Source organism: Streptomyces sp. NPDC087422 (genome assembly GCF_044744145.1).
Taxonomy (GTDB): Bacteria; Actinomycetota; Actinomycetes; order Streptomycetales; family Streptomycetaceae; genus Actinacidiphila.
Window position 1 is genome coordinate 630,157 of the sequence record NZ_JBIUXT010000004.1, and the last position, 25,664, is coordinate 655,820.

The following is a 25,664-nucleotide window of genomic DNA, read 5'->3' on the forward strand; positions in this document are numbered from 1 at the left end:
ACGGTGGCCATGACGACTTCGCGCTCCTCGCAGACGCCGGCCTCGCCCGAACTCCGGTTCACCGACTGGCTCGAACTCATCGAGGAGCGGTCCACGGTCCTGCGCGAGGCCGCGCGGGCCGCACCCGTCGAGGCCCGGATTCCGGGCTGCCCCGACTGGACCGTCCGGGATCTGCTGACGCATGTCGGCCAGGTGCAGCGCTTCTGGGCGGCGACGGTCGCCGCGGGCCCCGCCGTCCGGCCGCCGTCGGACGGGGTGCTCGGCGACCGCATGCCGGGGGACGACCTGCCGTCCTGGTCGGCGGCCTCGACGGTGCTGCTGCTCGACGCCCTGCGGGCGGCCGGTCCCGACACCGGCTGTTGGACCTGGTGGGCGGAGTCGGGCAACGCGGCGACCTCGGGCTCCGTCGCCCGCCACCAGGTCCAGGAGGCGGCCGTCCACGCCCGCGACGCACAGGAGGCCGCGGGGGTCACCGAACCGCTGCCGCCCGCCCTCGCCGCCGACGCCCTGGATGAATTCCTGCACGTCGGCTTCGGCTCGATGGACGGCTGGCCGCACGCACCGGCCCGTGTCGCGCTGGTCGCCGACGAGGGCCCGGCCTGGACCCTGATCCTCGACACCACCGGTGCCTCGGCGGTCCGCGGCGGACCCGGCGACGGCCCGGAGCCCGGTGCCACCCTCTCCGGCCCCGCCAGCGATCTGCTGCTGGCGCTGTACCGCAGGGCCCCCTGGGACGGGGCCGACGCGCTGCGGCTGACCGGAGACCCCGCGCTGGTACGGCAGTTGGTGGTCTGGCCGCCGCTCGGCTGACCACGTACCGTCCTGCGTGAGGGAGTGATGCGCATGTCTGGTCGCGGGATACGAGCGTCCGGTGTGGCGTTAGGGGTGATCGCCCTGCTGTCCGCCTGCTCCTCGGGCGGTTCCACGCACCGCCCCGTCGCCACCGACTCCGCCCGCGTCACCATCGAGGCACCGCCCCCGGTCGGCAGCATCGAGCACCCCCGCCCGGTGGCGTGCGTCGAAGCCGTGCGCTCGCCCGGCGGCTCCGCCACCGAGGTGACCACGGGCAACAGCCCCGCGAAATCCACTGGTTCGACCACCATCGCACCCACCTCCCCTTCCTTTACTTCCTCTTCTTCCGATGCTTCCGCTTCGTCGTCCGCCGCACCGGCCACCGCGAAGAACGATGTGACGGTGGGTCCCCTCACCTGGACCGGTCTGCGCGCCCTGGCCGACGGCGACCAGACCGGCCACGGCTACCACAACTCCGACGGCTGGCATTACAAGGTCGCCGCCTCCATACGGACCGGGTCGACGGTCACCTTGACCATCGGCGCCGAGCAGCGGGCCAAGGCCGGACTGGAGTACGGCCGTGCCTTCGGGTCCACCCCGGCGCCCGCGATCACCTTCGACGCCTGCCCAGCCCAGCCCGTCGTCTTCATCGGCGGCTTCTTCGTCGCCGGTGACGGCCACGCCTGCGTCCCGGTGGACGTCCAGGTCGGCCAGGGCGCGCCGCGACGCGTGGTGATCTCCTTCTTCAACGGACAGTGCCCCGCTGCGTAGGCTGGGATCATGACCGAGCCGACGCCCGATCCCGCCGCCGAGAGCGAGCCCGCTCACGACCCCGAGCTGCTTCAGCTCGCCGCCCAGGTCTTCGACCTCGCCCGGCAGGGCGACACCGACAAACTGGCCGCCTACATCGACGCGGGAGTCCCCGCGAATCTCACCAACGACCGCGGTGACACCCTGTTGATGCTCGCCGCCTACCACGGTCACGGGCAGACCGTGCGGGCGCTGCTGGCCCGCGGCGCGGAGCCGGACCGTGCCAACGACCGGGGCCAGACCCCGTTGGCCGGCGCCGTCTTCAAGGGCGAGCAGGACGTCATCACCGCCCTGGTCGACGGCGGCGCCGACCCGGCCGCGGGCGTGCCGTCCGCGGTCGACACGGCCCGGATGTTCGGCAAGGACGAGTTGCTGAAGCTCTTCGGCGCCCAGTGACCCCCGCGACGCTCGTCCCCTCCTGGGTGGCCTCGGCCCTCGGCGGTGCGGCACCCACCTGGTCCTACACCGAACTCACCCACAATCAGGACAACCAGGCCACCGACGGCATCTGGCGGGTGACCGGCCCCGACGGCAGCGCGGTTCTCAAGGTGTGCGTCCCCAAGGGCTCGGGCAGTTGGCAGACCAGCCCCGAGCCGCGGCACTGGAACCACTGGCGCCGTGAGCCGCTCGCCTACCGCGACGGCCTGACCGCGACCGTCTTCGCCGACGCCGGGATCGACGGCCCCCGCCTGCTCGCCGCGGACGAGCGGGCGGACGGCTCCTTCGCCCTGTGGCTGGAGGACGTCACCGGGGTGCCCGGCTCACAGTGGCCGGTGGAGCGCCTGGCCGCCTTCGCCCATGGTCTCGGCTTCGCACAGGCCCGCTGGACCGGGCGGCTCCCTGCGGAGCCCTGGCTCTCCCGGGGCTGGCTCCGCCAGTACGTGGAGAGCAAGTCCCTGCCCGCTGAACTCCCCTGGGACCTGCCCGACGCCGCCGCCGTCTGGCCCGCCGCCCTGCGCACCGGCCTGCGCCGTATGTGGGAGCAGCGCGACACCCTGCTCGCCGCCGCCGAATCCGGCCCCCGCACCCTGTGCCACCTCGATGTCTGGCCGCTCAACCTGATCGCCCAGAACGACTCCCCCGCGCACTCCCCCGGCGCCCCGGCCGCCCGACCGGCCGGCGGCCGTACCGTCCTGCTCGACTGGGCCTTCGTCGGGGAGGGCGCCGTGGGCGAGGACATCGCCAACCTCATCCCGGACTGCGTCGCCGACGGCCTGATACCAGGGGCGTTGCTGCCGGAGATCTCCGCCGCCGTCATCGAGGGCTATCTGGCCGGTGCCCGCGATGCCGGGGCCGCCCTGGGCGAGGACGAGCTGCGCCGCTCGGTGGCCGCCGCGGGCGCCGCCAAATACTGCTGGCTCGCCCCTTTGATGCTCACCCGCCTCGCCGTCGGCGGCCGGGTCGGCTCCGCCGCCTACGACGTGGACCACGACCCCCTGGCCGTACTCCGCCGCAGGACCGGCCTCTTCGAGCACCTGGTCTCCTGGTCGGAACAGATCCTCAGCCCCGCCCGCTGAGGACCCTCCCGCAGAAGACCCTGACGAACGGGGCCCCCTCCCCCACGGGGGCCTGCCCGATGTCGGCCTCGCGCTAGCTGATGGCTTCCGTCCGCTCGGCCAGGCTGGTCGCGCCGCGCTCGGTCAGCGAGCCGTGCAGCCGCAGCCGGGATATGCCGCCGTCGGGGAAGATCTCGATCCGGACGTGGGTGGCCGGTATCGGGTTGACCAGGAAGCGGTGCACACTGTCCGGCTGGAGCTTGACCCGCGGCAGCAGCGGGATCCACTCGCCGTCCTCCCCGTCGCGGACCGACAGCGTCGCCCAGCCCGCCGCGTTGCCCTTGAGATAGGCCGTGTCGATCTCGATGGCACGGATCACGCCCTGGTCCACGAGCCGGTACTGGATCCAGTCGTTCCCGGTGTCACGGCGGCGGCGGGTCTCCCAGCCGTCGTCCATCTTCCGGGAGCGGCCGGGCAGGATGGTGTGCTCGGGCGGGGAGTAGAAGCGGTCGGAGGCGTCCTCCACCGTGCCGCCGTTCTCCAGCGCCACCAGGTCGAAGGTGCCCAGCTCGGCCAGCCACCCCGGGTCGGGCGCCACCTCGCCGTAGACCCGCAGCCGGGCGATCCCCCCGTCGGGGTGCTGCCGCAGGCGCAGGTGGGTGAAGCGGCGCTCCACATGCACCGCGAACGCGTTCTCCGCGTGCCCGCCGACCGCCGTGCGCGGGACCAGCTCGGTCCACTCCACCGCCGGGTCGAGCAGATCCTCGGGCGCAGCCGACATCGAGTGCGCGGTGGCCTCCACCGACACCGCCTGCGGGTAATTGCCCCGGAAGTGCGCGGTGTCGATCACCAGGCCGCGGATCACGCCCGGCGTCCCCAGCCGTATCAGCGCCCAGTCGTGGTCGGCCGGATCGGGGTGCGGGACCTGCGCGGACGCCCCCCGCCTGCGCCGCGTCTCCCAGCCGTCCATGATCTTGCCCTTGTGCCCGAAGCGCTCGGAGTCGAAGACCGCGGGCCCGGCCACCAGCAGATTCTCCCGCTCGGCGAAGAACTCGTCATTAGCGGCGACCACCCCCGCGCCCAGCCTGCGGTCGGCCAGGTCCGCGAGACCCGCGAAGGGAAGCTCCACGCGGCGGTAGTCCGCGAAGGGGTTCCCGCCGCCGTAAGGAAGCGCGTCACCCGTGAAGGAGGTCAGGTCCGTGAAAGTGCCGGCCCCGGTCCCGGCCGCCGCGCCTGCCGCCGCTCCCCCAGCCGTTCCCCCAGCCGGTGCCGTCCCCGGCGCCGATCCCGCTGCCGTCGTCTCATGCGTCTCTGTCGTCGTCATGCCTCTACTCTCGGCCGACCCGACCCTTCACGTCCATCGAAACTTACTGAAGCCATTGTTCAGTCCAACTGCATGGTCGGGTCCAGCTCCGCGGCCCGCCGCAGCGCCCCCAGCGTCCGCCGCAGCAGCGGGGCGTCCTGCGAGCCGCCGCGCACCGCGCCCACGATCCGGCGCCGCGGCCGGTCCACGTCCAGCGGCCGTACCGCCAAGTCCTGGGTCAGGGCGCCGGACGCGGACATCCGCGGCACCAGCGCGATCCCCATTCCGGCCGCGACCAGGGCGAAGATCGCGGGCCAGTCGGCGGCGGCGTGCGCCTGCTCCGGCACGAATCCGGCCTCGGCGCAGGCCGCCAGGGTGATCTCGCGCCACGGTCCGCGACTGCCGAAGATCCACGGGTCCTCGGCGAGCTGGGCCAGTCGCAGCCCCGGCGCGGCGGCCAGCGGATGCGTCGCGGGCAGCGCGATGTCCAGCGGGTCGGTGAGCAGCGGGGCGATCACGAAGCGCGTGTCGCGGGCCGTCGGCGCGTCCACGGCCAGCGACAACGCGAGATCCACGTCTCCGGCGGCCAGCTCCTCGTACACCTCGGCGGCCTCCGCCTCGCGCACCGACAAGGTGATGCCGGGCGCGTCGCGGCGCAGCAGCCGGGCGGCGGGCACCACCAGGCGCGTGATGGACGTGGCGATGGCGCCGACCTTCACGACGCCGACCTCGCCCTGTGCGTACCCGTCGAGTTCGGCGCCCGCGCGTTCGAGTTGCGCGAAGACGACCTCGGCGTGTCTGAGCAGGACGTGCGCGGCGCCGGTCAGCCGTACGCCGCGACCGCGCGCCTCCAACACCGGCGTGCCGATCTGCTTGGAGAGCGCGGCCAGTTGCTGCGAGACGGCCGACGGGGTCATCCGCAGCGCGCCCGCGGCGGCCGTGACCGTACCGGTGTCGCGCAGCGCGCGGAGGATTTGCAGCTTGCGGAGATCCCAGTCCTTCATGCAGCCAGCCTAAACAATTCCGGCCCGATACCCCGGCTCAAACCGAACGGTGCATGGGACGCAGGAATCGTACGAGGCGCCCGTACGCCCCCCCGAAGGCCCCCGCGCGCCCGCCGGACGGATCAGGACGCCGCGCTCCCCTCCGCCACCACACCCTCGCGGTGCTGCTGCGGGCTGATGCCGCGGACGCGCTTGAAGGCGGCGCTGAGCGCGAAGGGGCTGCCGTATCCCACCTTGCGGGCCACGGCGCCAATGGTGGCGTCCGGCTCGCGCAGCAGGTCGGCGGCGAGGGAGAGCCGCCAGTTGGTCAGGTACGACATGGGCGGTTCGCCGACGAGATCGGTGAACCGGCGGCCGAGGGCGGCGCGGGAGACGCCGGTCCTGGCGGCCAGCGCCGCGACCGTCCACGGGTGCGCGGGGTCGTCGTGCAGCAGGCGCAACGCGGGGCCGACGACCGGGTCGCTCTGGGCGACGTACCAGGCGGGCGCGCCGGCCTCCGGGCGGGAGAACCAGGCGCGCAGCACCGCGATCAGCAGCAGGTCGAGGAGCCGGTCGAGGACGACCTCCTGCCCCGGCTCGTCCCTGACGATCTCCTCACACAGCAGTGCGGGCAGCGGGCTGGCCCAGGCGTCGCCCGGCATGACCAGGACGTGCGGCAGGGCGGAGAGCAGCCGCTGGCTGATCTCGCCGCGCATCTGATACGTCCCGGTGATCATCACCACGGAGTCCTCGGCGGTACCGGCACCCCTCTGACCTGCGCCGACGCCGACAGCTCCCGACACGGACCGCACCGGTCCCGGCGCCCCGACCCTACCCACCGCCTCGGGCGGCACATCACCCCACGTCCGGACCCCCAGGTCCATCTCCTCGCACAGCTCGACGCCCTGCGGGGTCGCGGAGACCTGTCCTGGATGGATGACGATCTGCGGCTCGGTGGCCGGCGCGTCCGCGACCGTGTACGGCTCCGGGCCGCGGATCACCGCGATGTCACCGGGGCACAGCCGTACGGGGTCGCCCTTGTCCGGCACCACCCAGCCGTCGCCGCGCACCATCAGGGCCAGCGTCAGCGGCGCCCGGTCCTCGATCCGCAGCGACCAGGGCGGGGTGAGGATCGACCGCAGCAGGAAGGCGCCTCGGGCCCGCGGCCCGTCCAGCAGATTCGCCAGTGCGTCCATGCGCCCAGCCTAGGACTGGACGCCCGCGCATGGGGGTGAGCTTTTCGACGATGGTCCCGCCGCCCTCGCCGCCGTTTCACTGAGGCCATGACACCGAACGCGCATACCGCGCCCCGCGACCGGACACCTCAGCGGGCACCTCGACAGCCACCTCAGCAGCCACCTCAACAGGCTCCGCACCAGCAGCATTACGCGGCGTGGCCGTACGGTACGCCGCCGCCTCAGCCGATGTCCGGCGGCGGCGCGGCGGACCCGGAGCGGCAGCCGCGCCGGGAGCGGCCGCTCCCGCAGGACCGCTCCGGTCGGGACCGCTCCGGTCGGGACCGCCAACCCGCCTACCAGCGGCCCGAGTCGGGCCGGAATCCGACCGCTCGTCCCCGAGGACCCAGAGGAGTTGCCATGTCCGGCGACATCCGCAGTCTCGTGCTGCTCGCCGCCACGCTCGCCACCGGCCTGATGGCGGGCCTGTACTTCGCCTTCTCCGTCGCCGTCATGCCGGGCCTCGCCGCCTCCGACGACCGGACGTTCGTGGAGGCCATGCAACGCGTCAACGTGGCCATACTCAACGGCTGGTTCAGCCTCGCCTTCGGCGGCGCCCTGGTCCTGGGCGGGATCGCGGCGGCGCTGCACTGGCGCGGCGACGGACGGCCCGCGCTGCCGTGGATCATCGCCGGGGTGGCCCTCTACGCCGCCTCGCTCGTCGTCACCATGGGCTTCAACGTCCCGCTCAACGACAAGCTCGCCGCCGCGGGCGACCCGTCGAAGATCCGCGATCTCGCCGCCGTCCGGGAGCAGTTCGAGTCCGCCTGGCTGCGCTGGAACGTCGCCCGCGTCCTGACCACGACGGCCGCGCTCGGCTGCCTCGCCTGGGCCCTGCGGCTGGGCCGGGGATGACCCCCGCCGGGCCGACGGGCGAACGGCACGCGGCTTCGCGGCCGTTACGACCTAAGGCGTGTCCGGCGGATCATGGGCGGTCCAGGCGGCGTGTGGTGTTCCCCGGACTCCGTCCGGGGCCCCTGAGCGCAAGGCGCCGGGGTGGCCTCAAAGCGGAGCTATTCGGGGTATTCCGGCGACGCGGGCGGGCGTGCGTGCCAGGCGCTGCCAGCCAGAGGCGACTTCACGGACACGCCCTGGGCGGTCACTGCGGCCGCGATCCGCCGCGCCACCTCGTCGGGGGCGATGTCCGCCGTCTCGACGATCTCGCCTTCCTCGCGCAGCCAGGGGAGGGCGTCGGCGTACGGGGCGAGGTGGTCGTGCCGCCAGCGTCGGATGCCGGTGCCCTCGGGGTGTCGATCCGCGCGGCGAGCGTCAACGGGTCGGCGTGCAGCACGAAGTGCCGCAGCGGAATGCGGGACTTCGCGAGCCCGTCCCGCAGTTCGGTCCAGTACGCCCGCACCAGCACCGACTGCGGTACGACCAGCGTCCCGCCGACGTAACCGAGGATCTGCGCGGCCGTCTTGACCACGAGGGCGCGCCACGGCGGATGGTCCTGGAAGTCGGCGACGGGGACCGAGGCGAGGACGGGGCGCAGCATGGAGCCGACCGTCTCGGAGTCGAAGATCCGCGCGTCGGGGAGGAGTTCGGTGAGCAGCCGGGACGTCGTGGTCTTGCCGACGCCGAAGGTGCCGTTGAGCCAGACGATCATGCCCGCGAGCACAACGGGCACGTGGGCGGCCGTCCGGGGACCCCGACAGGACTACGGCGCCGGCGCGTACGGCCGACAGCGGGCGTACGGCGTCAGGTGAACGATCCGTGGCGGCCCTCGCCGGAGGCGAAACGGGAGGCGCCCGCCGCCGCCTCGGTCAGGGAGATCCGGCCGTGCGCCAACTCCACGGCCAGGGCGGCCTCTTCGGGCAGACCTTCCTGCTCCAGCAGGGAGAGCCGGTCCTCGCGCAGGCAGGTCTGGGGGAAGGCGGCGATCTCGGCCGCGAGTCGCTCGGCGGCGGCGCGGGCGGTGCCGGTCGGGACGACGCGGTCGACGAGGCCGATGGCGAGGGCTTCCGCCGCGTCGACCGGACGGCCGGTGAGGACGAGGTCCATCGCCCGGCCCGCGCCGATCAGCCGGGGCAGCCGTACGGTGCCGCCGTCGATCAGCGGCACGCCCCAGCGGCGGCAGAAGACGCCGAACACGGCGTCTTCCTCGGCGACGCGGAGGTCGCACCAGAGCGCGAGTTCGAGGCCGCCCGCGACGGCGTGCCCGGAGACGGCGGCGATCACCGGTTTCCCGAGCCGCATACGGGTCGGCCCCATCGGGCCGTCGCCGTCGTCGGCGACCGTGTTGCCGCGTGCGGTGCCGATCGCCTTGAGGTCCGCGCCCGCGCAGAAGGTGCCGCCCTCGCCCCAGAGGACGGCGACGGCCGCCTCCTCGTCCGCGTCGAAGGCGCGGAAGGCGTCCGCGAGCGCGGCGGCCGTCGGCCCGTCCACCGCGTTGCGCGCCTCCGGCCTGGACAGCACCACGGTGGTGACGGCGCCTTCGCGCTCGCTGCGTACGGACATTTCTCGCACCCCTTCCTGTCGGCCGTCTGCGTGTCTACGTGTTTACGTGTCCATGTGTCCATGCGTCGCGGGCATCGCACATGGACCGTGTACCCGCAGCGTTAACACGCGGGCACCCGCCTGAGCAAGACACCCCCTGGGGGTATATCGTCAACCGGGTGACAGCGGACGGCGACGGTACGGCACACGCGCACCGGCCGCGTACGCCCCGGCTGTTGGCGGTGTGCGCGGTCCTGCTCGGGCTGTTCTTCATGCACGGCGCACCGGCTTCCGCGAGCGAGGGCTGCCACGGCGCGCCCATGGCCATGAGCATGGGCACGGACATGGGTATCGCGCGGATGTCCACTACCGCGCCCGTCGCCGCCACCACCCACTCGACTCCGCACGTACGGCCGCAGGCCCCCGCCCCCCACGTCGCCAAGACCGGCTCCGGCGGTACGTGTTGGGCCACGCCCGTACGCGCGCGGGCACCGCTCACCGGCTGGGCACAGGTCGCCTTCGCCGTACCGCCGTTGCTGGGGGCGGGGTTGGCCGCCTCCGGCACCGCGCCGTCTCGGGACCGGCGGCGCGCTCCGCCGCCGGGCGGGCGGGCGATATTGCTGCGGGTGTGCGTCGCGCGGACGTGAAGAGGCCCGCCGCGCCGGGGAGTTCCCGGTGCGGTGTCGCGCCCTCACATCCGTCCGCATCGCATCCATATGCGCGCCGTTTTCCGCGCGCTCACCCGAAAGAGCATCATGCGAACACTCCGGCCCGCTCTCCTCGCGGCCACCGCCGCGACCTGCGCTCTGCTGCTCGGCCTGACCGCCTGCGGCGGCGGCTCCTCCCCGACCGCCGGCCAGGCGCACGGCCACGCCCCGGCGTCGTCACCCGAGTCGCCCACGTCGCCCACCGCGTCCACACCCTCCATGAACGGCATGGACGGCATGGACGGCATGGACGCCCCAGCCTCCGCCAACGGCCTGTCCGCCGACCGCGACGGCTACCGCCTCGTCTCCCCCGACGCGCGACTGCCTTCCGGCGCGCCCGCCACGTACCGCTTCTCCGTCACCGCGCCCGACGGCAGGCCGTTGACCGCCTTCGCGCTCGACCAGACGCAGCGGATGCACTTCTACGCCGTCCGGTCCGATCTCACCGGCTTCCAGCACGTGCATCCGGGGATGGCGAAGGACGGCACCTGGACGGCGCGGCTGGCGGCGCTCACACCCGGCGCGTGGCGGTTCTTCGCGTCCTTCACGCCGGACGCGGGCCCCGGCAAGGGGACGGACGTCGTCCTGAGCCGTACGGTCACGGTCCCCGGCACCGCCTCGTCGCCCGTGCCGCTGCCCGCGCCCAAGACCAGCGCCACGGTGGACGGTTACACGGTGACGGTGAAGGGCGACATCATGGCGGGCATGTCGGGCATGGCGCATCCGCTGGCCGTGACCGTGACCAGGAACGGCCGCCCGGTGACCGATCTCCAGCCGTACCTGGGGACGTACGCGCACCTGACGGCGTTCCACGCCGGTGATCTGGCGTTCGCGCACCTGCATCCGACGACGGCCGTGAACGGCGATCACGGCGGCCCCGAACTGGCCTTCCACGCCGAGCTTCCGACGGCGGGCGACTGGCGGCTGTTCCTCCAGTTCCGCACACAAGGCACCCTGCACACGGCCGCGTTGACGCTCCGCGCGGGCTGACGCACCGCCACCACGGGCACTGCACGCGGAGTTGACTCAGGGCGGCGTCAGTGGTGTTCCTGGACGAGCACCGCGAGGGTGTCCGGCTCCAACGCGCGGAAGATGTGCGGCTCGTCGCCCGGATAGGCGATGTAGTCGCCGGGGTGGAGTTCGACGGGATCGTCCGTGAGGCCGACCAGCGCGCGGCCGGTACTGAGCACCACGTGCTCGATCATGCCGGGCGCGTGCGGGTCGGACTCGCGGGCGGTGCCGGGCTGTACGGACACCAGGTAGATGTCGCGGCGCGCGTGCGGCGGGCAGGAAGCGAGGAGCGTGGCCACGTAATCCGCGCGCTCGGCGGCGAAGGCGACGCCCTCGCCCGCGCGGACGACGCGGACGCGGGGGCGGGGCGGGTCGACGAGCTGGGCGAAGGCCACGTTCAGGGTGACGCTCAGCGCCCACAGGGTCTCGACGCTGGGGTTGCCGGTGCCCGATTCGAGCTGGGAGAGCGTGGATTTCGCGATGCCCGCGCGGCGGGCGACCTCGGCGAGGGACAGGCCCGCGCGGCGGCGCTCGCGCTGGAGGGATTCCGCGATGGCCGCCAGCGGTGCCCGCCCGCTCTGCCGCTCCCGTCCGTTCTCGTCCGCGCCGCGTCCCGGCTCCCCCGACTCTCCTGACGCGTGCGCCCCCTTGTCCGCCGCCATCGCCGCACCCTTCGTTCGCCAAACTAGTCCACTCGTTCGCCTTGACGAACGATCCTCGCTCCGTTCATTATAGGCGGCGATGCGTTCGATATGGCGAACTCCGGAGAAGGACCTGGTGCGGGACATCGCCCTGGTCTGCGTCGCCGATGCCGTCGTCGGGGTGTCGTTCGGCGCCATCGCCGTGGGGCTCGGCCTGCCGGTGTGGCTGCCGATGCTCCTGTCGGTGGTGGTCTTCGCGGGCGCGTCGCAGTTCATGTTCATCGGCATCGTGGCGGCGGGCGGCAATCCGGTGGCGGCGGTCGTCGCGGGCCTGCTCGTGAACGCGCGGCACGTACCGTTCGGCTTCGCGGTCGGCGACGTCTTCGGCGCCGGGCCGCTCCGCCGCATCGCGGGCAGCCATCTGATGGCGGACGAGACCGTGGCCTTCACCCTCGCCCAGCGCGAACCGGAACGGCGGCGGGCGGCGTACTGGGCGTGCGGCATCGGCCTGTTCGTCTGCTGGAACGCCGGTGTCGTCCTGGGAGCTCTGGGCGGCGGCGCGGTCGGCGACACCGACGCCTTCGGGCTGGACGCGGCCTTCCCCGCCGTGCTGCTGGCCCTGGTACTGCCGTCCCTCGGTGACTCCGCGACGCGCAGGGCAGCGCTGGCCGGAGCGGTGATCGCACTCGCCGCGACGCCGTATCTGCCCGCCGGACTGCCGGTGTTGCTCGCCTTGGCCGGGGTCGGAGCGGCGCGGGCGGGCGGTCGTCGCGAGGAGCCGGACCCCGCCGTGCGGACCGGAGCGGGACGATGAGTACGGGGACGAGCCTGCTGCTCGCCACCGCCGCCCTGGGCGCGGGCACCTTCGCCTTCCGTTTCGCCGGGCCCGTGCTGCGCGCCCGCGTCACCCTCTCGCCGCGCCTGGAACGGCTGATGGCGCTCTGCGTCGTCGTGCTGCTCGCCGCCCTGGTCGCCACCTCCACCCTCACCGAGGGCCACGGCTTCGCCGGAGCCGCCCGCCCGGCCGGGGTCGCCGTCGGCGGTCTGTGCGCGTGGCGCCGGGCACCCTTCCTCGTGGTGGTGCTCGCCGCCGCGGCCACCACGGCGGCGCTGCGGCTGCTGGGCGCGAGCTGAAAGCGGTACGGACGTGACGCGGGCCCCACAACCCACCGAAGCGCCCCTGACGTGGCGTCAATTCCGTTGAAGATCGGCTCGATTCGTAGCTGACAGCCGGATTCCAGATCGTGTTACGTGACATGTCTCCGTCGATTCACGCTCGGCAGTCACCGTCCGGACGGAGAGACACCCCCCACTGGAGGACACGTGACCGGTCCGCTGTCCCGACGAGTTTCCCTACGACTGCGCACGGCGCTGCTCGGCGTGCTCACCACATGCCTGGCGTTCACCGTCGCCGGAGCCGGAGGCGGCGCATCCGCGTCCGCCGCTGACACCGGCTCCCTGCCGTTCTCGGGCGCCACGACGTCCGGCCTGCACAACACCTACGACCCCGCCGCCTTCCCGTACCTCGCCCAGGCGTTGGACACGGGCACGTCGCTGATCGAACTGGACGTGTGGGACGACTTCTTCACCCAGGAGTGGAAGGTCAGCCACTCCAGCCTGACCAGCAACGGCAACAACTGCGTGGACGCGTCCTCGCCGTCGCAGCTCTACACGGGCGGCGCGAACAAGGACCTGGAGAGCTGCCTGGACGACGTACGCGTCTGGCTCGGCGCGCACCCCGGCCACGCGCCGCTGATGATCAAGCTGGAGATGAAGGCGGGCTTCCAGGCCAACCTCGGCATGAGCCCTGCCAAGTTGGACCAGTCGATCAGCGCGCACCTCGGCAGCCTGGTGTTCAAGCCGTCCGACCTGCTGGCCAAGCCCGGCGGCGGCAGCTACGGCACGCTCGACGAGGCCGCCCAGGCGGGCAACTGGCCGACGCGGCGGCAACTCGCGGGCAAGGTGATCCTGGAGATCATCCCCGGCACCGTCGAGGAGAACAACCCGACCGACACGCTGTGGACGGACGTCGAGTACGCGAGCTACCTCAAGGGGCACGTCTCGACCGCCCAGGTCTTCCCGACCGTGCACAACGTGCAGTCGGGCGACCCGCGTTCGCGCTACTCCGACGCCTCGCTGCGCCCGTGGTTCGTGATCTTCGACGGTGACGCCTCGGCGTTCCTCAACGTCGACACGAATTGGTACGACGCGCGTCATTACCTGCTCGTGATGACCGACTCGCAGAATGTCGCACCCGCCCTGGACGACGCGAATCCGTCCCCGGCCGACGCGCAGGCGCGGATCGCCCAACTCGCCGCGGCTCACGCGACGATCGCCTCGAACGACTGGAAGGGGCTTCCCCAGATCCAGTCGCTCGTCCTGCCGCGCGGCAACGGCTGACGGTCCTGGATCCAGGGCCGGCCGCGGCCTCGGCCGCGCAGCACGGCACCCCACGGCGACCGCCGGCCGTGGGGTGCCGTTCCTTCTCCGCCCGCCCTTCCCGTCCCGCTCAGACGGGGACGGCGCCGCCGAACGCGGGCGCCCGGTAGGTGTCGAGGCGGGCGGCCTTCGGCCCGGCCGCCTCCTCCCGGTGCAGGCCGCGGACCGCGGGCAGCGCCGCCGCCAGCGTCCGCGTCGACGCCTCCGTCCACGGGCCGCCCGGCACCAGCACCACGTGCCCGATGCCCAGACCGGCGAAGTGGCGGCAGTGCGCGACGAGTTCGTCCGCCGACTCCTGCGGCCGCAGCCTGACGCTGACGGATGTGTCGATGTCGCCGAGCGGGCGGCCGATCTTGCGGCAGTGCACGGCGAGGATGTCGAGCTTGCGGCGGATGGTGGCGCCGCCGTTCGGCACGTCGAGCAGATTGCAGGCGTCGGCGTACCGCGCGACCAGCGGCAGCATCCGGGCCTCGCCGTTTCCGCCGATCAGCACCGGCGGGTGCGGGCCGCTGAGCGGCAGCGGACTGGGGTACGGCCTGGCCAGGTCGCAGTGCGCGCCGCGGAAGGGGCTGTCGTCGCCCGACCACATCCGGTGCGCGAGCCGCAGCACGTCCTCCATCCGCTCGAAGCGTTCGGGGGCGCCGGGCGCGGGCGGGCCCAGCGCGGCGGCCTGGTGGTCGGCGTATCCGGCGCCGATGCCGAGCCAGGCCCGGCCGCCGGACAGGACGTCGAGCGTCGTGACCGCCGTGATCAGCGGGCCGGCCGCGCCGTTGCCGACCGGGCTCGCCATGGCGCCGAGCCGCACCCGTTCACTGCGCGACGCGAGGAGTCCCAGCGTCGCGTACGCCTCCAGGACCGCCTCGTCCGGTGAGCGCGTCGGGTCCGTCCGCGTCGGGTCCGTCCGCGTCAGGTCCGTCCGCGTCAGGTCCGTCCGCGTCAGGTCCGTCCGCGTCAGATGGTCCGTGACCCACACCGTGTCGAGCCCGATCTCGTCGGCGGTGGCGACGACCCGCTCCAACTGCCGTGCGGAGCCGCGCGGTCCCTCGGGCCAGGCGTCGTGGGCGACACTGATACTGATCCGCATCGTCTACGCCTCCGGTCCCGGACGGTCGCCGGTCGGACTGAGGTGGAGCGCGGCCAACCGCCATACGCCGTCGGTCTCGACGATCGTCTGCGTCACCCGGAAGTACCCGTCCGCGTCCCGCCCGTCGAAGATGCTCTGCTGGCCCTGCACCCCGGTGGCGACGGCCGCCCGCCCGTACTGACGGATCGTCACCTCGGCCCAGGTGAAGGCGTCGTGGACGAGCGCGCCGGAGGCGTAGCGGTCGAGCCACTGCTTCTTGTCGAGGACGAAGCCGCGCGGTCCCACCGCGCTGAAGTCGTCGGTCAGCAGCGCGTCCAGCGCGGTCACGTCACCGCGCCGTTCCGCCTCGGTCCATCGGCGCGCGAAGTCCGTCAGCTCCTGCTCGTCTTCCATGGCCGTGCCTCCTCGCGAGCGGGTGCGAAAGCCCCGGCGGAGGCCGGACTCCCGGCCACCCGTGTGCCGGTCCGGGGTGCCTCACCAGACTCCCGCGGACGCCGCCGCGCCGCATCGCCCGGCGGTATGCCTCTGCCGTACTCCCCCGGTCAACCCGCCCCGCCCCCACCCGTACTCCCCGGGGAGTAACGCCTCGCCCACGCCCTCCCCTCACCCCCTTCGCCGGGCGTTCCCGCCCCGCAATTCGCTGGCCACCCCCACCGCCGCGACGGCACTGTGTCCCCATGCGAGAACCCGCCCGGCGCGTCCGCGCCCTCCACACCCCCACCACGATCACCGTCTACCAGGCCTACGCTCCCGCGATCGGCCTCCCCGCCGCCCGCGACGGCCGCTTCCCCGCCGCCTGGAGCCGGGACCGCATGACGTGGATCAAGCCGTCGTTCCTGTGGATGATGTACCGCTGCGGTTGGGGCGCCAAGGCGGGGCAGGAAACGGTGCTCGCGGTGGAGATCACCCGTGACGGATTCGAGTGGGCGCTTCGGCACGCGTGTCTGTCCCACTACTCCCCCGACGTGCACGCCGACCGGGACGCGTGGCGTCGGCAGCTCAAGCGCGCTCCCGCGCGGGTGCAGTGGGACCCCGAACGGGACGTGCGGCTGCGGCCGTTGCCGTACCGGTCGCTGCAACTCGGGCTGTCGGGCGAGGCGGTGCGGGAGTACGCGGACACGTGGATCGTGGGGATCAGGGATGTGACGCCGCTGGCGCGGGAGGTGCACCGCTTGGTCGGGGCCGGGGACGTCGAAGGGGCGGAGCGGCTGGTGCCGGAGGAGCGGGCGTATGACGTCGTGGGCGGGCTGCCGGAGCGGGTGGGCGGGAGTTCGGGTGTCTGACCCGTGGGCGGCGGTGGGCGGGGCCCGGGGCGAGGGTGCCGCCCTGTGGGTCTTCTCGGTCGTGTTCGGGCGGGTCACCGTCGGCATGGTGGCGCAATTCGCGGTGCGCTGGCGGGCGTGCGGATGCGCGGCCTCGGCGATCCGTCAGCGGTCGCGGAGACCGGGAGAGGACTACGCCGACAGCGAGGCGTGGTCGCCCATCACGATCACCGGGTGGTCCGCCGGGACGAGCGTGTGCAGGAGGTCGACCATGTGCGCCGCGGAGACGCTGACGCAGCCGTGCGTCGGGCCGCCGTGGTCGACGTGGACCCAGATGCCGCCGCCGCGGTTGGCACCGAGCGGCTGGGTGCCGTCGAGCGGGGACGTACCGGGCACGCGGTTGTAGTCGATGGCGATGACGTAGTCGAAGGCGGCGTCCAGCGGCTCGCCGTCGAAGCCGACGCCGCCCGCGCGGAAGGCGGACGAGTGGTGGTAGGGCAGCTTGGCGCCCGGATCGGCGTCGAAGCCGCCCGCGTCGCTGAGGGTGAACACGCCGATGGGGCTGTGCAGATCGCCCGAGTGGTGCTTGTCGGTCCAGCCGCGCAGCGCGTTGTGCGCGGGCCAGGCCGCGCCCGCGCTCCAGTGGCCGTCGGCGGTACGGGACCACAGGGTGACGGTGGAGTCGGCGGAGTTCTTGGCCTTGCCCGAGGCCACCAGCACCTGCCGGGAGGCGGCGGGGATCGCGGAGCGGGTCTTGGGGCCGAGGCCCGGGATCACGGTGGGCGCCTCGTCCTTGACGCTCAGGGTGCCGGGGCCCGCAGCCTTGGCGGACGCGCCGGGCACCGCGGCCTGACCGTGCCCGGAGCCGCCGTTCCTGCCGCTGTCCGCGGCGGCGGAACCCGCGCCGTGCCGGTCCATCACCACATATCCGGCGCCGACGACCGCCAGCACGACGAACGCGGCGGCGCCGATCCCGGCCCTCCGTCGCAGCACATGTTTCCGACGCCGGTGGCGGTTTCGGCCACGGCCTTCTGTGGAGCGGCTCTCAGCGAAGGAGCCCGCGGGAGCGGAAGTCATCCCGGCGATCCTCGCAAACTCAGACCCATATGCACCACCCAGGGTGACCTCTCGCCCGATTTGCCCCGCATATCCCCCACCGTCCGCACCCGCCGCGCACACCGTACGCCCTGACCGGGCGTCAGCGAAGGATCAGCGGACGGCGCGGTGGATCGCGACCAGCAGCCGCCACACGTGAGCGGCGAAGGCGTCCGGCGAAAGGTCCAGACGGCCGTGCAGCCAGTCGGCGAGCAGGCCGGTGAACACGGCCGCGGTGGCGGAGGCGGCGAGCGCGGGCGACGGGGCGCCCGCGCGGGTGCGGTCGGCGAACGAACGAGCGCGGAGTTCGTCGTGGAGGAGCGCGCCGAGCGGGCCGCCGCCGCCTTCCGCGATCAGACCGCGGTAGAGGTCGGCCCGCCCGGCCACGACGGCGAGGAATTCGGCCAGCGGCGCGGGCGGCGCGTCGGGCCCCGGCGGCGCGGCCCAGGCGTGCAGCGCGTCGACCGCTTCCCGTACGACGTCGGCGCAGGCGTCGACCGCGAGCGCCTGGAGACCGTCGTAGTGCAGATACAGGGTCGCCCGGCCGACCCCCGCGCGGCGCGCCACCGCCGACAGGCTGACCTGCTCCAGCGGGCGCTGCGCGCACTCGTCGAGCAGCGCGGCCCGCAGCCGGGCGCGGGTCCTGAGCGTACGGGGATCGGACGTCGCGCGCCCCCCGCTCACCTCACCCGTAGCGATCACACCCCTCATCCAGCCACAAGCACCGCCGCCAGCGCCACGACCGCGGGCGCGAACTGCACAAAGAGAATCTTGCGGGACGCGGTCGCCGCGCCGTACGCACCCGCCAGGATCACACAGCACAGGAAGAACACCCGCGCCTGGAAGCCCACCGGGTCGGAGGCGATCAGGCCCCAGACGAGTCCGGCGGCCAGGAAGCCGTTGTAGAGGCCCTGGTTGGCGGCGAGCGGCGCGGTGATCCTGGCGCCCTCGTCATCGAGCCCGTGCAGCGCCCGGCCGCGCGGACCGCGCCACAGGAACATCTCCAGCACGAGCGCGTACACATGGAAGGCGGCGACCGCGCCGACCAGGATTCCCGCGACGACCTTCACGACCGTGCACCACGCCTTCCGTTGACCGGACTTCCCGCTCCCCGACTTCCTGGACAACTGTACAGGAAGTCGGAAAGCCCCCTCCCTGCCGGGAAGCCCGCCGGGCCGTGGCCTCTCCACCAGGAAGTCCCCCCAGGCCGGGGGGAAGTCGCCGTTTTACGCGGCCGGCCGCACGCGGCTCACACGTCCCGCACCAGCGCCTGCGCCAGCTCGCGCGGCCGGCTCAGCGCGAGCAGATGCCCGCCGGGCAGTTCCTCCACGTCCACGCCGATCCGCTCCTTGCCCAGCCGCCGCTGGAATTCCAGCGGGAAGAAGCGGTCCTGCGCGCCCTGGAGGAAGCGGGTCGGCACATCGGGCCACGCCGTCAGCGGCCACGGCTGCGTGAAGACCCGTTCCGGCGCGCCGCCCGACGGAGCGGAGTTCATGGCCTCCTCGGTGATCTCCCGCGGCACGTCGTGGAAGAAGTCGACGCGCACGTCGAACGCGGTGTCGCGTCCCTCCTCCCGCGCGTACGCCTCGCGGGCGGCCTGCTGGCCGGTGTGGTCCCACCACTCCCCCGCCGTCTCGCCGGGCAGCGGCACCATCGCGTTGAGGAGTACGAGCCGGTCGGCGCGCAGCCGCTCGCAGGCCAGCGGCGCGGAGAATCCGGCGAGGGACAGCGCCACGAGGACCAGCGGCCGGGCCAGCCGGTCGACGTCGCCGCACGCCGCCACGATCGCGTCCGCGTAGGCGTCGAGGTCGGCGGCGCTGTCCTCGGGCAGGTCGAGCGTCACCGCCTCGTGCCCGCGGGCGCGCAGTTCCGGTACGAGCCGGTGCCAGCCCCAGGCGCGGCCGTCCGCGCCGGGGACGAGTACGAAGGTCGCCATCGTTCACGCCTGCTTTCGTCGGGGCGCGCCCGGGACACGGGCCCGCTGCTCCCCATAGGACCGCGGGCGCGGCCGAAACTCATCGCGGATCGGCGGCGGCCGTCCCCGGTCGGCCGGGCCGACGACGGCGGTTTCCGCGCCGCCCGCGTCGTCGTCCCGGCGCCGGTCACGGCCGCCGCCCTTCCCGCCCCCGACTCCGCCCTGACATACGGCGTCGGTACGTCCTCCCCGCCCGGCCGGTCGGGCCCTTCGGGTGCCTCACGGGCTCACCGGCTCAGCGGCTCAGCCCGAAAGTGATCCGGTACCCGGCCTCGCCCCGGCTGGTGAAGGTGCTGGTCGCGTCGTCGTCCACGTACGAGTACGCGAACGGCTCGGCCTTCTTGAACACATCCGCGTACCTCACCGGCCACTGGTCGGGCAGGCACATCGAGCGCGGCGCCCACGTGCCGCGGCAGCAGTACTGGTCGGTGTCGAAGACCCCGCAGGGCGACTCGCAACCGACCACCCGGCCACCGGACGTCACCTGGAGGGCGGCCGGACAGTCCACGGCGTGGGTGCAGCCCGCGGCCGAGCAGCCGTTCGCCGAGATCGGGTCCTTCGTCGTACCGCCGACGAGGTTGATGTACATCGGGAGGTTGGAGCCGTCGACGAGGCTCACGTCGTAGAAGTCCATCCCGTCCCACGAGTTGAGGTTGAACTCCGCCAGCGTCGCCGGGATCACCCCGTAACCGGGGCACTGGAAGCGGCCGTCGCAGTCGCCGGTCTCGCAGTGGCCGCGGCCCGAGGCGTCGAAGGAGCAGCCGGTACGGCCCCAGAAGCGGCCGTTCCAGTGGTCGGGCACGCGGACGCCGAGGGTCTGCCCAGGGCGCAGGACCCAGCCGGTGGTGGTGAGGGCGGGCCGCGCGGTCTGCTCGCCCGAGGCGAGCCAGATCGTCTGGTCCACGTCGTTGACGAAGGTGAACACCCGGGTGCCGGAACGCGGTGGGAGCTTCGTACCGGCGGGCGACGCGGCGGTGCGCGACGCGGTCGGCCGCGGGGGCTGCCGGGAAGCGGTCGGCTTCGGCTTCTTGGCGGCGGTCGTCGCGGAGGCGGTGACGGTCGGTGTCACGGACGGCGCGGCCGTGGTCGTGACCTGCCCCGCCGATACGGGCGCGGCGCCCGCCGTGGCCGAGGTGTCGGCCGAACCGCCGCCAGGCCGTTGGCCGGAGACCACCCAGACCGCCACGCACAGGGCCGCGACGGCCAGCGCCTCCGCCGCCGACACGGCACCGCGCCGTGATCGTCCGCCGTGCCGAGCTCTGCGTCCCATCGCTTCCTCCGCGCCGTGGCCGCCGTGGCCGCCGTCAATACCGTTGATGCCTGTGGCCAGCGCATCCCGTACGTCCCGCACATGCCGACTCACCGGCGATCAGGAGACGGCCGGTGAGCGGCGGGGATAACGGATTTCCGGTACGGCGAAGGCTTGACTCCGGCCGCGGGAGGGGGCGTTACGCGTAGACCCCGGCGAGCCAGCGCGTCCAGTCCGCGCCGATCCGCTCGGCGTCGGCGCCCGGCGCGAAGTCGTGCACGCTCACGCCGACCGTCGCGCCGAAGTGGTTGCGGCCGAAGAAGCGGTACATCGCCTGGTCGGTGCGGAGCCCGATGAAGTACGGGTTGCGGAAGTCGAGCACGGCCTCCACCCGTCCAGCGCCCGGCAGTTCGACCTGTACGGTCGCGCCCTCGGCCGCGTCGTCCGCCAGCCCGAGCGCGCGGGCCGCCGTCTCGAAGGCGTCGGGCGCGCCGGACGCCTTCGGGCCTTCCGCGCCGCCGAAGACGGCGATGCGGCCGGTGAAGTACCGCAGGTACTCCCGCAGGGTGTGCATGTAGAAGTCGGTGTGCTTGTTCGCGCCGTCGTACTGGTTGTCCCAGTCCTCGACGAGGATGCCGCTGTGCACGTACCGCACCCATGAACCGCCGCCCTCGCGGGGCTCCATGAGGTGGTCGACCTGGTTGAAGGTCTGCACCGAGATGCCCTCGGCGTCCTCGGTGCGCCCGGTCAGCCGGTGCGGCGGGTCCCACGCGACCACGGTCCCGCCGAACGGCGCCGCGCCGCCCTCCTTGGGCTCGTACTCCATGGGCCACAACCAGCCCCCGGTACCGGTGGTGATGGCGTCCCAGACCTGCGACGGGCTGGCGTCGACCTCGAATTCACGGACGATCTCGAAGTGCTTGGACATGGTTGTTCAGAGCTCCTTGCTCCAGGGGATACGCGGTTGGGGGCCGTGCGGGTGCGGGAGGGCGGACGGGCCCTACGCCTTCCGCGGCGCGTAGACGACGTGGTGGACGCCGGACGCGAACATCTCGGAGGAGACGACGGTGAACGGGGTCTGCGGCAGGCCGTCCTGGAACAGCCGCTTGCCGCGGCCGACCACGATCGGGTGCACCAGCAGGTCGAACTCGTCCACCAGGCCCTGCCCGAGCAGCAACCGCACGAGCGTCGCGCTGCCCATCACGGTGATGTTCGCGCCGTCCCGCTGCTTCAGCTCGCGGACGGCGGCGGCCGGATCTCCGCTGAGGACGGTGGAGTTGTTCCATTCGGCCTTCTCCAGCGTGCTGGAGACGACGAATTTGGCGATGCCGTTCATGTGGTCGCCGCCGGGCTGGCCGGCCATCGCGGGCCACGCGGCGGCGAAGCCGTCGTAGGTGGTGCGGCCGAGCAACAGGGCGTCGGACGCGTCCATTTGGGCGGACACGGCACCGGCCATGTCATCGTCGAAGTACGGCCCGTGCCACTCGTGGGGCGCCTCCATGACTCCGTCGGCGGACAGGAACTCACTGACGACAAGCTTCCTCATGACGCTTCCTCAGGGGGTGTGGTGGGCCGGCCGACGGCCGGTTCGACAGCGGAGGCATCGGCGCCACCGCTCGTGACGGCGGGGGCGTCGGGGGTCTTCACCGTGGGGTGCAGGGCGACGACGATCCGGTGCGGACGCCCGCCCTCGGCCTCCTCGTCGTGGTACTTGGCGACCAGCGCGGCGATGCCGCGGGTCAGTTCGTCCACGAACGCGGCGCGGTCCGCCGCCGAGCCGAAGCGGACCTCGCCGTCGAGCGCGAAGGTCGCGATCCGCTGCCGCGCCCGGTCCGCGCCCGTGATCAGCGTGCCGACGTCCCGCACCAGCCGGGCGGCGACGGCCAGCAGCCAGCGCGCCGAGAGCTGGTCGCGGAAGCGGGCCGGATCGGGCTGCACGGCGGCCAGCGCCATCGGCGAGATCACGTACGAGGCCGCGGTCGCCCGCATCAGCCGCTCGGTGACATTGCCCTTCTTGCGCTCGCCCGACAGCTCGACCAGGCCGTGCTTCTCCAACGCCTTGAGGTGGTAGTTCACCTTCTGCCGCGGCAGCCCCACCCTCGCCGCGAGCATCGTCGCCGATGCCGGGCCCGCCGCCAGCTCAGCCAGCAGCCGGGACCTTATCGGGTCCAGCGATGTCGCCGCCGCTTCGGGGTTCTCGATCACGCTCACGTCCAACATGGCTTCAGCGTCTCACCGAAAACTTTTTTTGTCCAGACGCATTCTCTTGTCGGTGGGCGAGCGGCCTTCGGCGCGGGTATCGGTCGGGCTGATGTAGGCACTGGCCGGTCCCATGGGGGCAGGGCACTGCCCGGTCCCATGGGAGGCGCCGGACGGTCCCACCAGCGGCTCCGGCGCGCGGTGAAGGTCCGCGCGGTGCCGGTCCGCGCGGGGTCAGTGCCGGGTGGGGTCAGTGGCGGGTGGGATCAGTGGCGGGTGGGGGCGGCGTCGCGGAGTGCTTCGGCGACGACGGCTTCGAGGCGGGTGTGGTGGGCGCCGCGCCAGTAGACGCGGCCGCAGGAGGCGCACGCGGCGAAGACGTCGTAGGAGCGTTCGGTGCCGCCCTCCAGGCGGTCGCGGACGGACTCCTTGTCGGCGGGGGTCAGCAGGCCGTTGCAGGCGACGCAGCGGGTCCAGGGCGCGAGGTCGGGCGCGAACCGCTGGAGGATGTCGCGCAGTTGGTCGGCCGGGCGGTCGCTGTAGACGTACGCGCCCGCCCACAGTTCGCGGCGGCGCAGCAAGCCCCGGTCGCGCGTGAGCATGACCCTGCGGTCGCTCGCCGAGAGCGCGGCGAGCGCCGGGTCGCCGATGTCCTCGTTCTCGTACGCCGCGTCGACCCCGAGCAGCCGCAACCGCCGTGCCAGCGTGCCGAGATGGACGTCGAGCAGAAAGCGCAGCGGCGCGCCCGGCACCTCCTGCGGCCGTACGACCGCGTGGACCCGTACCGCCTCGCCCGGCGCCGGGACGTGCGCGTTCGGGACCGCGCGGCCGTCGACGGACAGCCCGCCGACCTCGGTGAGCGGCACGCCCAGCGACTCCACGACGTGCCCGAGTGACGACGTGCCGTCGGTGACCACGGCGCCGGGTTCCTCGCGGCGCCGGTCGGCGGCCACGAAGAGGTGCAGCTCAGCCGGGATACTGACGGTGATGTGCGGTCCGTTCACGGACTCAGCATGCCATCGCCCGCCGGGCCCGGCCACGGAGTTCCGCGCCGCTCGTCAGTGCCTTGGAGACGGTGGAGCCGGGGGGTGTGACGCGCGCGCCGCGCCGCCGTGGCCTAGATGTCGTAGGTGACCGTCACCGGGGCGTGGTCGCTCCAGCGCTGGTCGTAGCTCGCGGCGCGCTCGACGACGGCGGTGGTGGCCGCGGCGGCGAGGGCTTCGGTGGCGACCTGGAGGTCGATGCGCCAGCCCGTGTTGTTGTCGAACGCCTGGCCGCGCATGGACCACCAGGAGTAGGGGCCCTCGACGTCGGGGTGGAGGCGGCGGACGACGTCGGTCCAGCCCGCGGGGCCGAAGAGTTCGGTCAGCCAGGCGCGTTCCTCGGGGAGGAAGCCGGCGGATTTGCGGTTGCCGCGCCAGTTCTTCAGATCCGCTTCCTGGTGCGCGATGTTCCAGTCGCCGCAGACCAGGGCATGGGTGCCGGTTTCGGCGGCGTGGTCGCGGAGCGCGCCGAGGTGGACGGCGAAGTCCTTCATGAAGCGCTCCTTCTCCGCCTGGCGCTCGGTGCCGACCTCGCCGGAGGGGAGGTAGAGGCTGCCGACGGTCAGACCGGGTCCGGTGCCGGGCAGGTCGACCTCCAGGTAGCGGCCGGCGGCGGCGAATTCGGTGGCGCCGAAGCCGACGCGGACGGCGCTGGGCTCCTCGCGGGTGTACAGCGAGACACCGGCCCGGCCCTTGGCGGAGGAGGGCGCGTGGAAGGCGTGCCAGCCCGCCGGGTCGCGCAGCTCGACGGTGAGCTGGTCGGGCTCCGCGCGGACCTCCTGGAGGCAGACCACGTCGGCTTCGGTCTCCTCCAGCCAGGTCAGGAAGCCTTTCTTGGCGGCGGCGCGGAGTCCGTTGACGTTCACGGTGGTGACGGTGGTCGACATGCGCTGGACGATACCGGGGCCGGTCGGCTGGACCGCTTCGGTATCCCCCGTCCGCACGTGCGTACGACCGCGCACGTACGATATCGGGCGTGGAGATCAGAACGACGCGTTACGACCACCCCGACGCGGTGAAGCTCAACGACCTGGTGCAGCAGGAGTACGTGGAGCGGTACGGCGACGGGGACTCGACCTTCATGGACGCGGCCCATTTCGACCCGCCGCGCGGGCTGTACCTGCTGGCCTACGACGAGGACGGGCACGCCGTGGCCAGTGGCGGCTGGCGCGCCCAGGACGACTCGCCCGACGGGCACGCGGACGGCGACGCGGAGATCAAGCGGATGTTCGTGGTGGCGCGGGCGCGCGGGCGCGGTCTCGCCCGCGCGATCCTGGCCGAGCTGGAGCGGACGGCCGCGGCGGCGGGCAGGACCCGGATGGTGCTGGAGACCGGTCAGCGGCAGCCGGAGGCCATCGCGCTGTACCGCTCGTGCGGCTACCTGCCGGTGCCGAAATTCGGCTACTACCGGCACGACGAGCTGAGCGTGTGCCTCGGCAAGCCGCTGGTCGCGCCGCCGGGCCCGTAAGCCGACGATCCAAGCCGCCGGTCCAAGCCGCTGATCCAAACCGCCGATCCAAACCGCCGGTCCAAGCCGCTGCTCGCACCGCACCCGCGCGTATCCCACGGATCACGGCGCCCCGCACGAGGTCCCGGCGTCAGCGCCCGCCCCTGTTGCGGCCGCCGCGCCGCAGGTACATCCCGGCCAGCGCGCCGACGATGAAGCAGCCGAGCAGCGCCATCCACAGCGGCATCGTGACCTCGGGGATCAGCAGCCGGATCTTGACGTCGCGGGTGTTCTCGAAGATGAAGATCAGGGCGAGGACCGCGAGCACGGCCACGGTCACCCGGCCCGGGGTCACCAGCGAACCGAACCTGCTGTCGCTCGGCGGCTTCTCGGTGCTCACCACGCTCACCTGCTCCCGGTTCGGCGCTGTCCCCTTGCGTTCATGATCGGTGCGGGG

31 protein-coding genes are annotated in these 25,664 nt (G+C 73.1%); 12 read left to right on the top strand and 19 right to left on the bottom strand.

Annotation, left to right across the window (positions count from 1 at the left end; translation table 11 throughout):
- The first annotated feature begins 9 nt into the window (after window positions 1-9).
- From ACIO6U_RS16080 to ACIO6U_RS16095, 4 genes are read left to right on the top strand one after another with little or no spacing between them, the layout of a single operon-like run.
- Window positions 10-810, top strand: coding sequence for a maleylpyruvate isomerase family mycothiol-dependent enzyme (locus ACIO6U_RS16080; protein ID WP_401719403.1), 801 nt, complete (start codon window positions 10-12; stop codon window positions 808-810).
- A gap of 33 nt (window positions 811-843) precedes the next feature.
- The gene (locus ACIO6U_RS16085) at window positions 844-1,563 is read left to right on the top strand and encodes a hypothetical protein (protein ID WP_401719405.1); all 720 of its coding nucleotides are present in this window, start codon (window positions 844-846) and stop codon (window positions 1,561-1,563) included.
- A gap of 9 nt (window positions 1,564-1,572) precedes the next feature.
- Window positions 1,573-1,998, top strand: a complete 426-nt coding sequence (locus ACIO6U_RS16090) for an ankyrin repeat domain-containing protein (RefSeq protein WP_355339292.1) — start codon at window positions 1,573-1,575, stop codon at window positions 1,996-1,998.
- Window positions 1,995-3,119 carry an aminoglycoside phosphotransferase gene (locus ACIO6U_RS16095; protein WP_401719408.1) on the top strand — a complete coding sequence of 375 codons (1,125 nt, stop codon included), beginning with the start codon at window positions 1,995-1,997 and terminating at the stop codon, window positions 3,117-3,119. The genes ACIO6U_RS16090 and ACIO6U_RS16095 overlap by 4 nt, the downstream gene beginning before the upstream one ends.
- Window positions 3,120-3,192: 73 nt before the next feature.
- Here ACIO6U_RS16095 and alc read toward each other — a convergent pair whose 3' ends face one another.
- The 3 genes from alc to ACIO6U_RS16110 form a co-directional block, all read right to left on the bottom strand.
- Window positions 3,193-4,422 (bottom strand): allantoicase, encoded by a 1,230-nt coding sequence (gene alc / locus ACIO6U_RS16100; protein ID WP_401719411.1) that lies wholly within the window; start codon window positions 4,420-4,422, stop codon window positions 3,193-3,195.
- A gap of 59 nt (window positions 4,423-4,481) precedes the next feature.
- A complete protein-coding gene (locus ACIO6U_RS16105) occupies window positions 4,482-5,405 on the bottom strand; it encodes a LysR substrate-binding domain-containing protein (protein ID WP_355339283.1) in 924 nt (307 codons plus the stop codon).
- A 122-nt stretch (window positions 5,406-5,527) separates the two neighbouring features.
- The gene (locus ACIO6U_RS16110) at window positions 5,528-6,580 is read right to left on the bottom strand and encodes an AraC family transcriptional regulator (protein ID WP_401719414.1); all 1,053 of its coding nucleotides are present in this window, start codon (window positions 6,578-6,580) and stop codon (window positions 5,528-5,530) included.
- Window positions 6,581-6,979: 399 nt separating this feature from the next.
- Here ACIO6U_RS16110 and ACIO6U_RS16115 point away from each other — a divergent pair, with 399 nt between their 5' ends.
- A complete protein-coding gene (locus ACIO6U_RS16115; protein WP_391163703.1) occupies window positions 6,980-7,474 on the top strand; it encodes an anthrone oxygenase family protein in 495 nt (164 codons plus the stop codon).
- A 244-nt stretch (window positions 7,475-7,718) separates the two neighbouring features.
- Here ACIO6U_RS16115 and ACIO6U_RS16120 read toward each other — a convergent pair whose 3' ends face one another.
- Both ACIO6U_RS16120 and ACIO6U_RS16125 read right to left on the bottom strand, forming a co-directional pair.
- Window positions 7,719-8,246, bottom strand: coding sequence for an ATP-binding protein (locus tag ACIO6U_RS16120; RefSeq protein WP_401719417.1), 528 nt, complete (start codon window positions 8,244-8,246; stop codon window positions 7,719-7,721).
- A gap of 71 nt (window positions 8,247-8,317) precedes the next feature.
- Complete coding sequence (locus ACIO6U_RS16125; RefSeq protein WP_401719419.1) at window positions 8,318-9,076, bottom strand: crotonase/enoyl-CoA hydratase family protein; 759 nt, start codon at window positions 9,074-9,076, stop codon at window positions 8,318-8,320.
- Between the two features lie 158 nt (window positions 9,077-9,234).
- Here ACIO6U_RS16125 and ACIO6U_RS16130 point away from each other — a divergent pair, with 158 nt between their 5' ends.
- Window positions 9,235-9,702 carry a hypothetical protein gene (locus ACIO6U_RS16130; protein ID WP_401719422.1) on the top strand — a complete coding sequence of 156 codons (468 nt, stop codon included), beginning with the start codon at window positions 9,235-9,237 and terminating at the stop codon, window positions 9,700-9,702.
- Window positions 9,703-9,810: 108 nt separating this feature from the next.
- A complete protein-coding gene (locus ACIO6U_RS16135; RefSeq protein ID WP_401719425.1) occupies window positions 9,811-10,752 on the top strand; it encodes a hypothetical protein in 942 nt (313 codons plus the stop codon).
- Window positions 10,753-10,799: 47 nt separating this feature from the next.
- Here the strand turns inward: ACIO6U_RS16135 and ACIO6U_RS16140 are convergent, their stop codons facing one another.
- The gene (locus ACIO6U_RS16140) at window positions 10,800-11,435 is read right to left on the bottom strand and encodes a helix-turn-helix domain-containing protein (protein ID WP_401719427.1); all 636 of its coding nucleotides are present in this window, start codon (window positions 11,433-11,435) and stop codon (window positions 10,800-10,802) included.
- Between the two features lie 79 nt (window positions 11,436-11,514).
- On the opposite strand from ACIO6U_RS16140, the gene ACIO6U_RS16145 reads away from it, so the two are divergent.
- From ACIO6U_RS16145 to ACIO6U_RS16155, 3 genes are all read left to right on the top strand, one after another.
- Window positions 11,515-12,228, top strand: coding sequence for an AzlC family ABC transporter permease (locus ACIO6U_RS16145; protein ID WP_401719430.1), 714 nt, complete (start codon window positions 11,515-11,517; stop codon window positions 12,226-12,228).
- Window positions 12,225-12,548, top strand: a complete 324-nt coding sequence (locus tag ACIO6U_RS16150) for an AzlD domain-containing protein (protein WP_401719432.1) — start codon at window positions 12,225-12,227, stop codon at window positions 12,546-12,548. The genes ACIO6U_RS16145 and ACIO6U_RS16150 overlap by 4 nt, the downstream gene beginning before the upstream one ends.
- Window positions 12,549-12,737: 189 nt before the next feature.
- A complete protein-coding gene (locus ACIO6U_RS16155) occupies window positions 12,738-13,814 on the top strand; it encodes a phosphatidylinositol-specific phospholipase C domain-containing protein (RefSeq protein ID WP_401719435.1) in 1,077 nt (358 codons plus the stop codon).
- A 109-nt stretch (window positions 13,815-13,923) separates the two neighbouring features.
- Here the strand turns inward: ACIO6U_RS16155 and ACIO6U_RS16160 are convergent, their stop codons facing one another.
- Window positions 13,924-14,937, bottom strand: a complete 1,014-nt coding sequence (locus ACIO6U_RS16160; RefSeq protein WP_401719438.1) for an LLM class flavin-dependent oxidoreductase — start codon at window positions 14,935-14,937, stop codon at window positions 13,924-13,926.
- Window positions 14,938-14,940: 3 nt separating this feature from the next.
- Window positions 14,941-15,330, bottom strand: coding sequence for a nuclear transport factor 2 family protein (locus ACIO6U_RS16165; protein WP_355339250.1), 390 nt, complete (start codon window positions 15,328-15,330; stop codon window positions 14,941-14,943).
- A gap of 284 nt (window positions 15,331-15,614) precedes the next feature.
- Between ACIO6U_RS16165 and ACIO6U_RS16170 the strand changes: the two genes are divergently transcribed.
- Window positions 15,615-16,220, top strand: coding sequence for a DUF4291 domain-containing protein (locus tag ACIO6U_RS16170; protein ID WP_355339247.1), 606 nt, complete (start codon window positions 15,615-15,617; stop codon window positions 16,218-16,220).
- A 171-nt stretch (window positions 16,221-16,391) separates the two neighbouring features.
- Here ACIO6U_RS16170 and ACIO6U_RS16175 read toward each other — a convergent pair whose 3' ends face one another.
- The 10 genes from ACIO6U_RS16175 to ACIO6U_RS16220 all read right to left on the bottom strand — a co-directional run bounded on the left by ACIO6U_RS16175 (window position 16,392) and on the right by ACIO6U_RS16220 (window position 24,647).
- Window positions 16,392-17,192 (bottom strand): L,D-transpeptidase family protein, encoded by an 801-nt coding sequence (locus tag ACIO6U_RS16175; RefSeq protein ID WP_401719442.1) that lies wholly within the window; start codon window positions 17,190-17,192, stop codon window positions 16,392-16,394.
- A gap of 216 nt (window positions 17,193-17,408) precedes the next feature.
- Entirely contained in the window at window positions 17,409-17,996 is a 588-nt protein-coding gene (locus tag ACIO6U_RS16180; protein WP_401719445.1) for a TetR family transcriptional regulator, read from the bottom strand.
- A gap of 5 nt (window positions 17,997-18,001) precedes the next feature.
- Window positions 18,002-18,364, bottom strand: a complete 363-nt coding sequence (locus ACIO6U_RS16185) for a DUF1304 domain-containing protein (protein WP_355339239.1) — start codon at window positions 18,362-18,364, stop codon at window positions 18,002-18,004.
- Window positions 18,365-18,543: 179 nt separating this feature from the next.
- Window positions 18,544-19,230, bottom strand: a complete 687-nt coding sequence (locus ACIO6U_RS16190) for an alpha/beta hydrolase (RefSeq protein WP_355339237.1) — start codon at window positions 19,228-19,230, stop codon at window positions 18,544-18,546.
- Between the two features lie 274 nt (window positions 19,231-19,504).
- Complete coding sequence (locus tag ACIO6U_RS16195; RefSeq protein ID WP_401719448.1) at window positions 19,505-20,539, bottom strand: thaumatin family protein; 1,035 nt, start codon at window positions 20,537-20,539, stop codon at window positions 19,505-19,507.
- Window positions 20,540-20,717: 178 nt separating this feature from the next.
- Window positions 20,718-21,446: an SRPBCC domain-containing protein gene (locus tag ACIO6U_RS16200; protein WP_401719451.1), complete on the bottom strand. Its 729-nt coding sequence runs from the start codon at window positions 21,444-21,446 to the stop codon at window positions 20,718-20,720.
- Between the two features lie 72 nt (window positions 21,447-21,518).
- Window positions 21,519-22,064: a dihydrofolate reductase family protein gene (locus ACIO6U_RS16205; protein ID WP_401719454.1), complete on the bottom strand. Its 546-nt coding sequence runs from the start codon at window positions 22,062-22,064 to the stop codon at window positions 21,519-21,521.
- The gene (locus tag ACIO6U_RS16210) at window positions 22,061-22,738 is read right to left on the bottom strand and encodes an ArsR/SmtB family transcription factor (RefSeq protein ID WP_401311496.1); all 678 of its coding nucleotides are present in this window, start codon (window positions 22,736-22,738) and stop codon (window positions 22,061-22,063) included. Before ACIO6U_RS16210 ends, ACIO6U_RS16205 begins: the two co-directional genes overlap by 4 nt.
- A gap of 245 nt (window positions 22,739-22,983) precedes the next feature.
- On the bottom strand, window positions 22,984-23,721 hold the full coding sequence (locus tag ACIO6U_RS16215; protein ID WP_355339223.1) for a Mut7-C RNAse domain-containing protein: 738 nt from the start codon (window positions 23,719-23,721) through the stop codon (window positions 22,984-22,986).
- A 113-nt stretch (window positions 23,722-23,834) separates the two neighbouring features.
- Entirely contained in the window at window positions 23,835-24,647 is an 813-nt protein-coding gene (locus ACIO6U_RS16220) for an exodeoxyribonuclease III (RefSeq protein ID WP_391163676.1), read from the bottom strand.
- Between the two features lie 89 nt (window positions 24,648-24,736).
- Here ACIO6U_RS16220 and ACIO6U_RS16225 point away from each other — a divergent pair, with 89 nt between their 5' ends.
- The gene (locus ACIO6U_RS16225; protein ID WP_391119525.1) at window positions 24,737-25,228 is read left to right on the top strand and encodes a GNAT family N-acetyltransferase; all 492 of its coding nucleotides are present in this window, start codon (window positions 24,737-24,739) and stop codon (window positions 25,226-25,228) included.
- Window positions 25,229-25,358: 130 nt separating this feature from the next.
- On the opposite strand, the gene ACIO6U_RS16230 is transcribed toward ACIO6U_RS16225, so the two are convergent.
- Window positions 25,359-25,616, bottom strand: a complete 258-nt coding sequence (locus ACIO6U_RS16230; RefSeq protein WP_391049575.1) for a lipopolysaccharide assembly protein LapA domain-containing protein — start codon at window positions 25,614-25,616, stop codon at window positions 25,359-25,361.
- Window positions 25,617-25,664 lie beyond the last annotated feature (48 nt).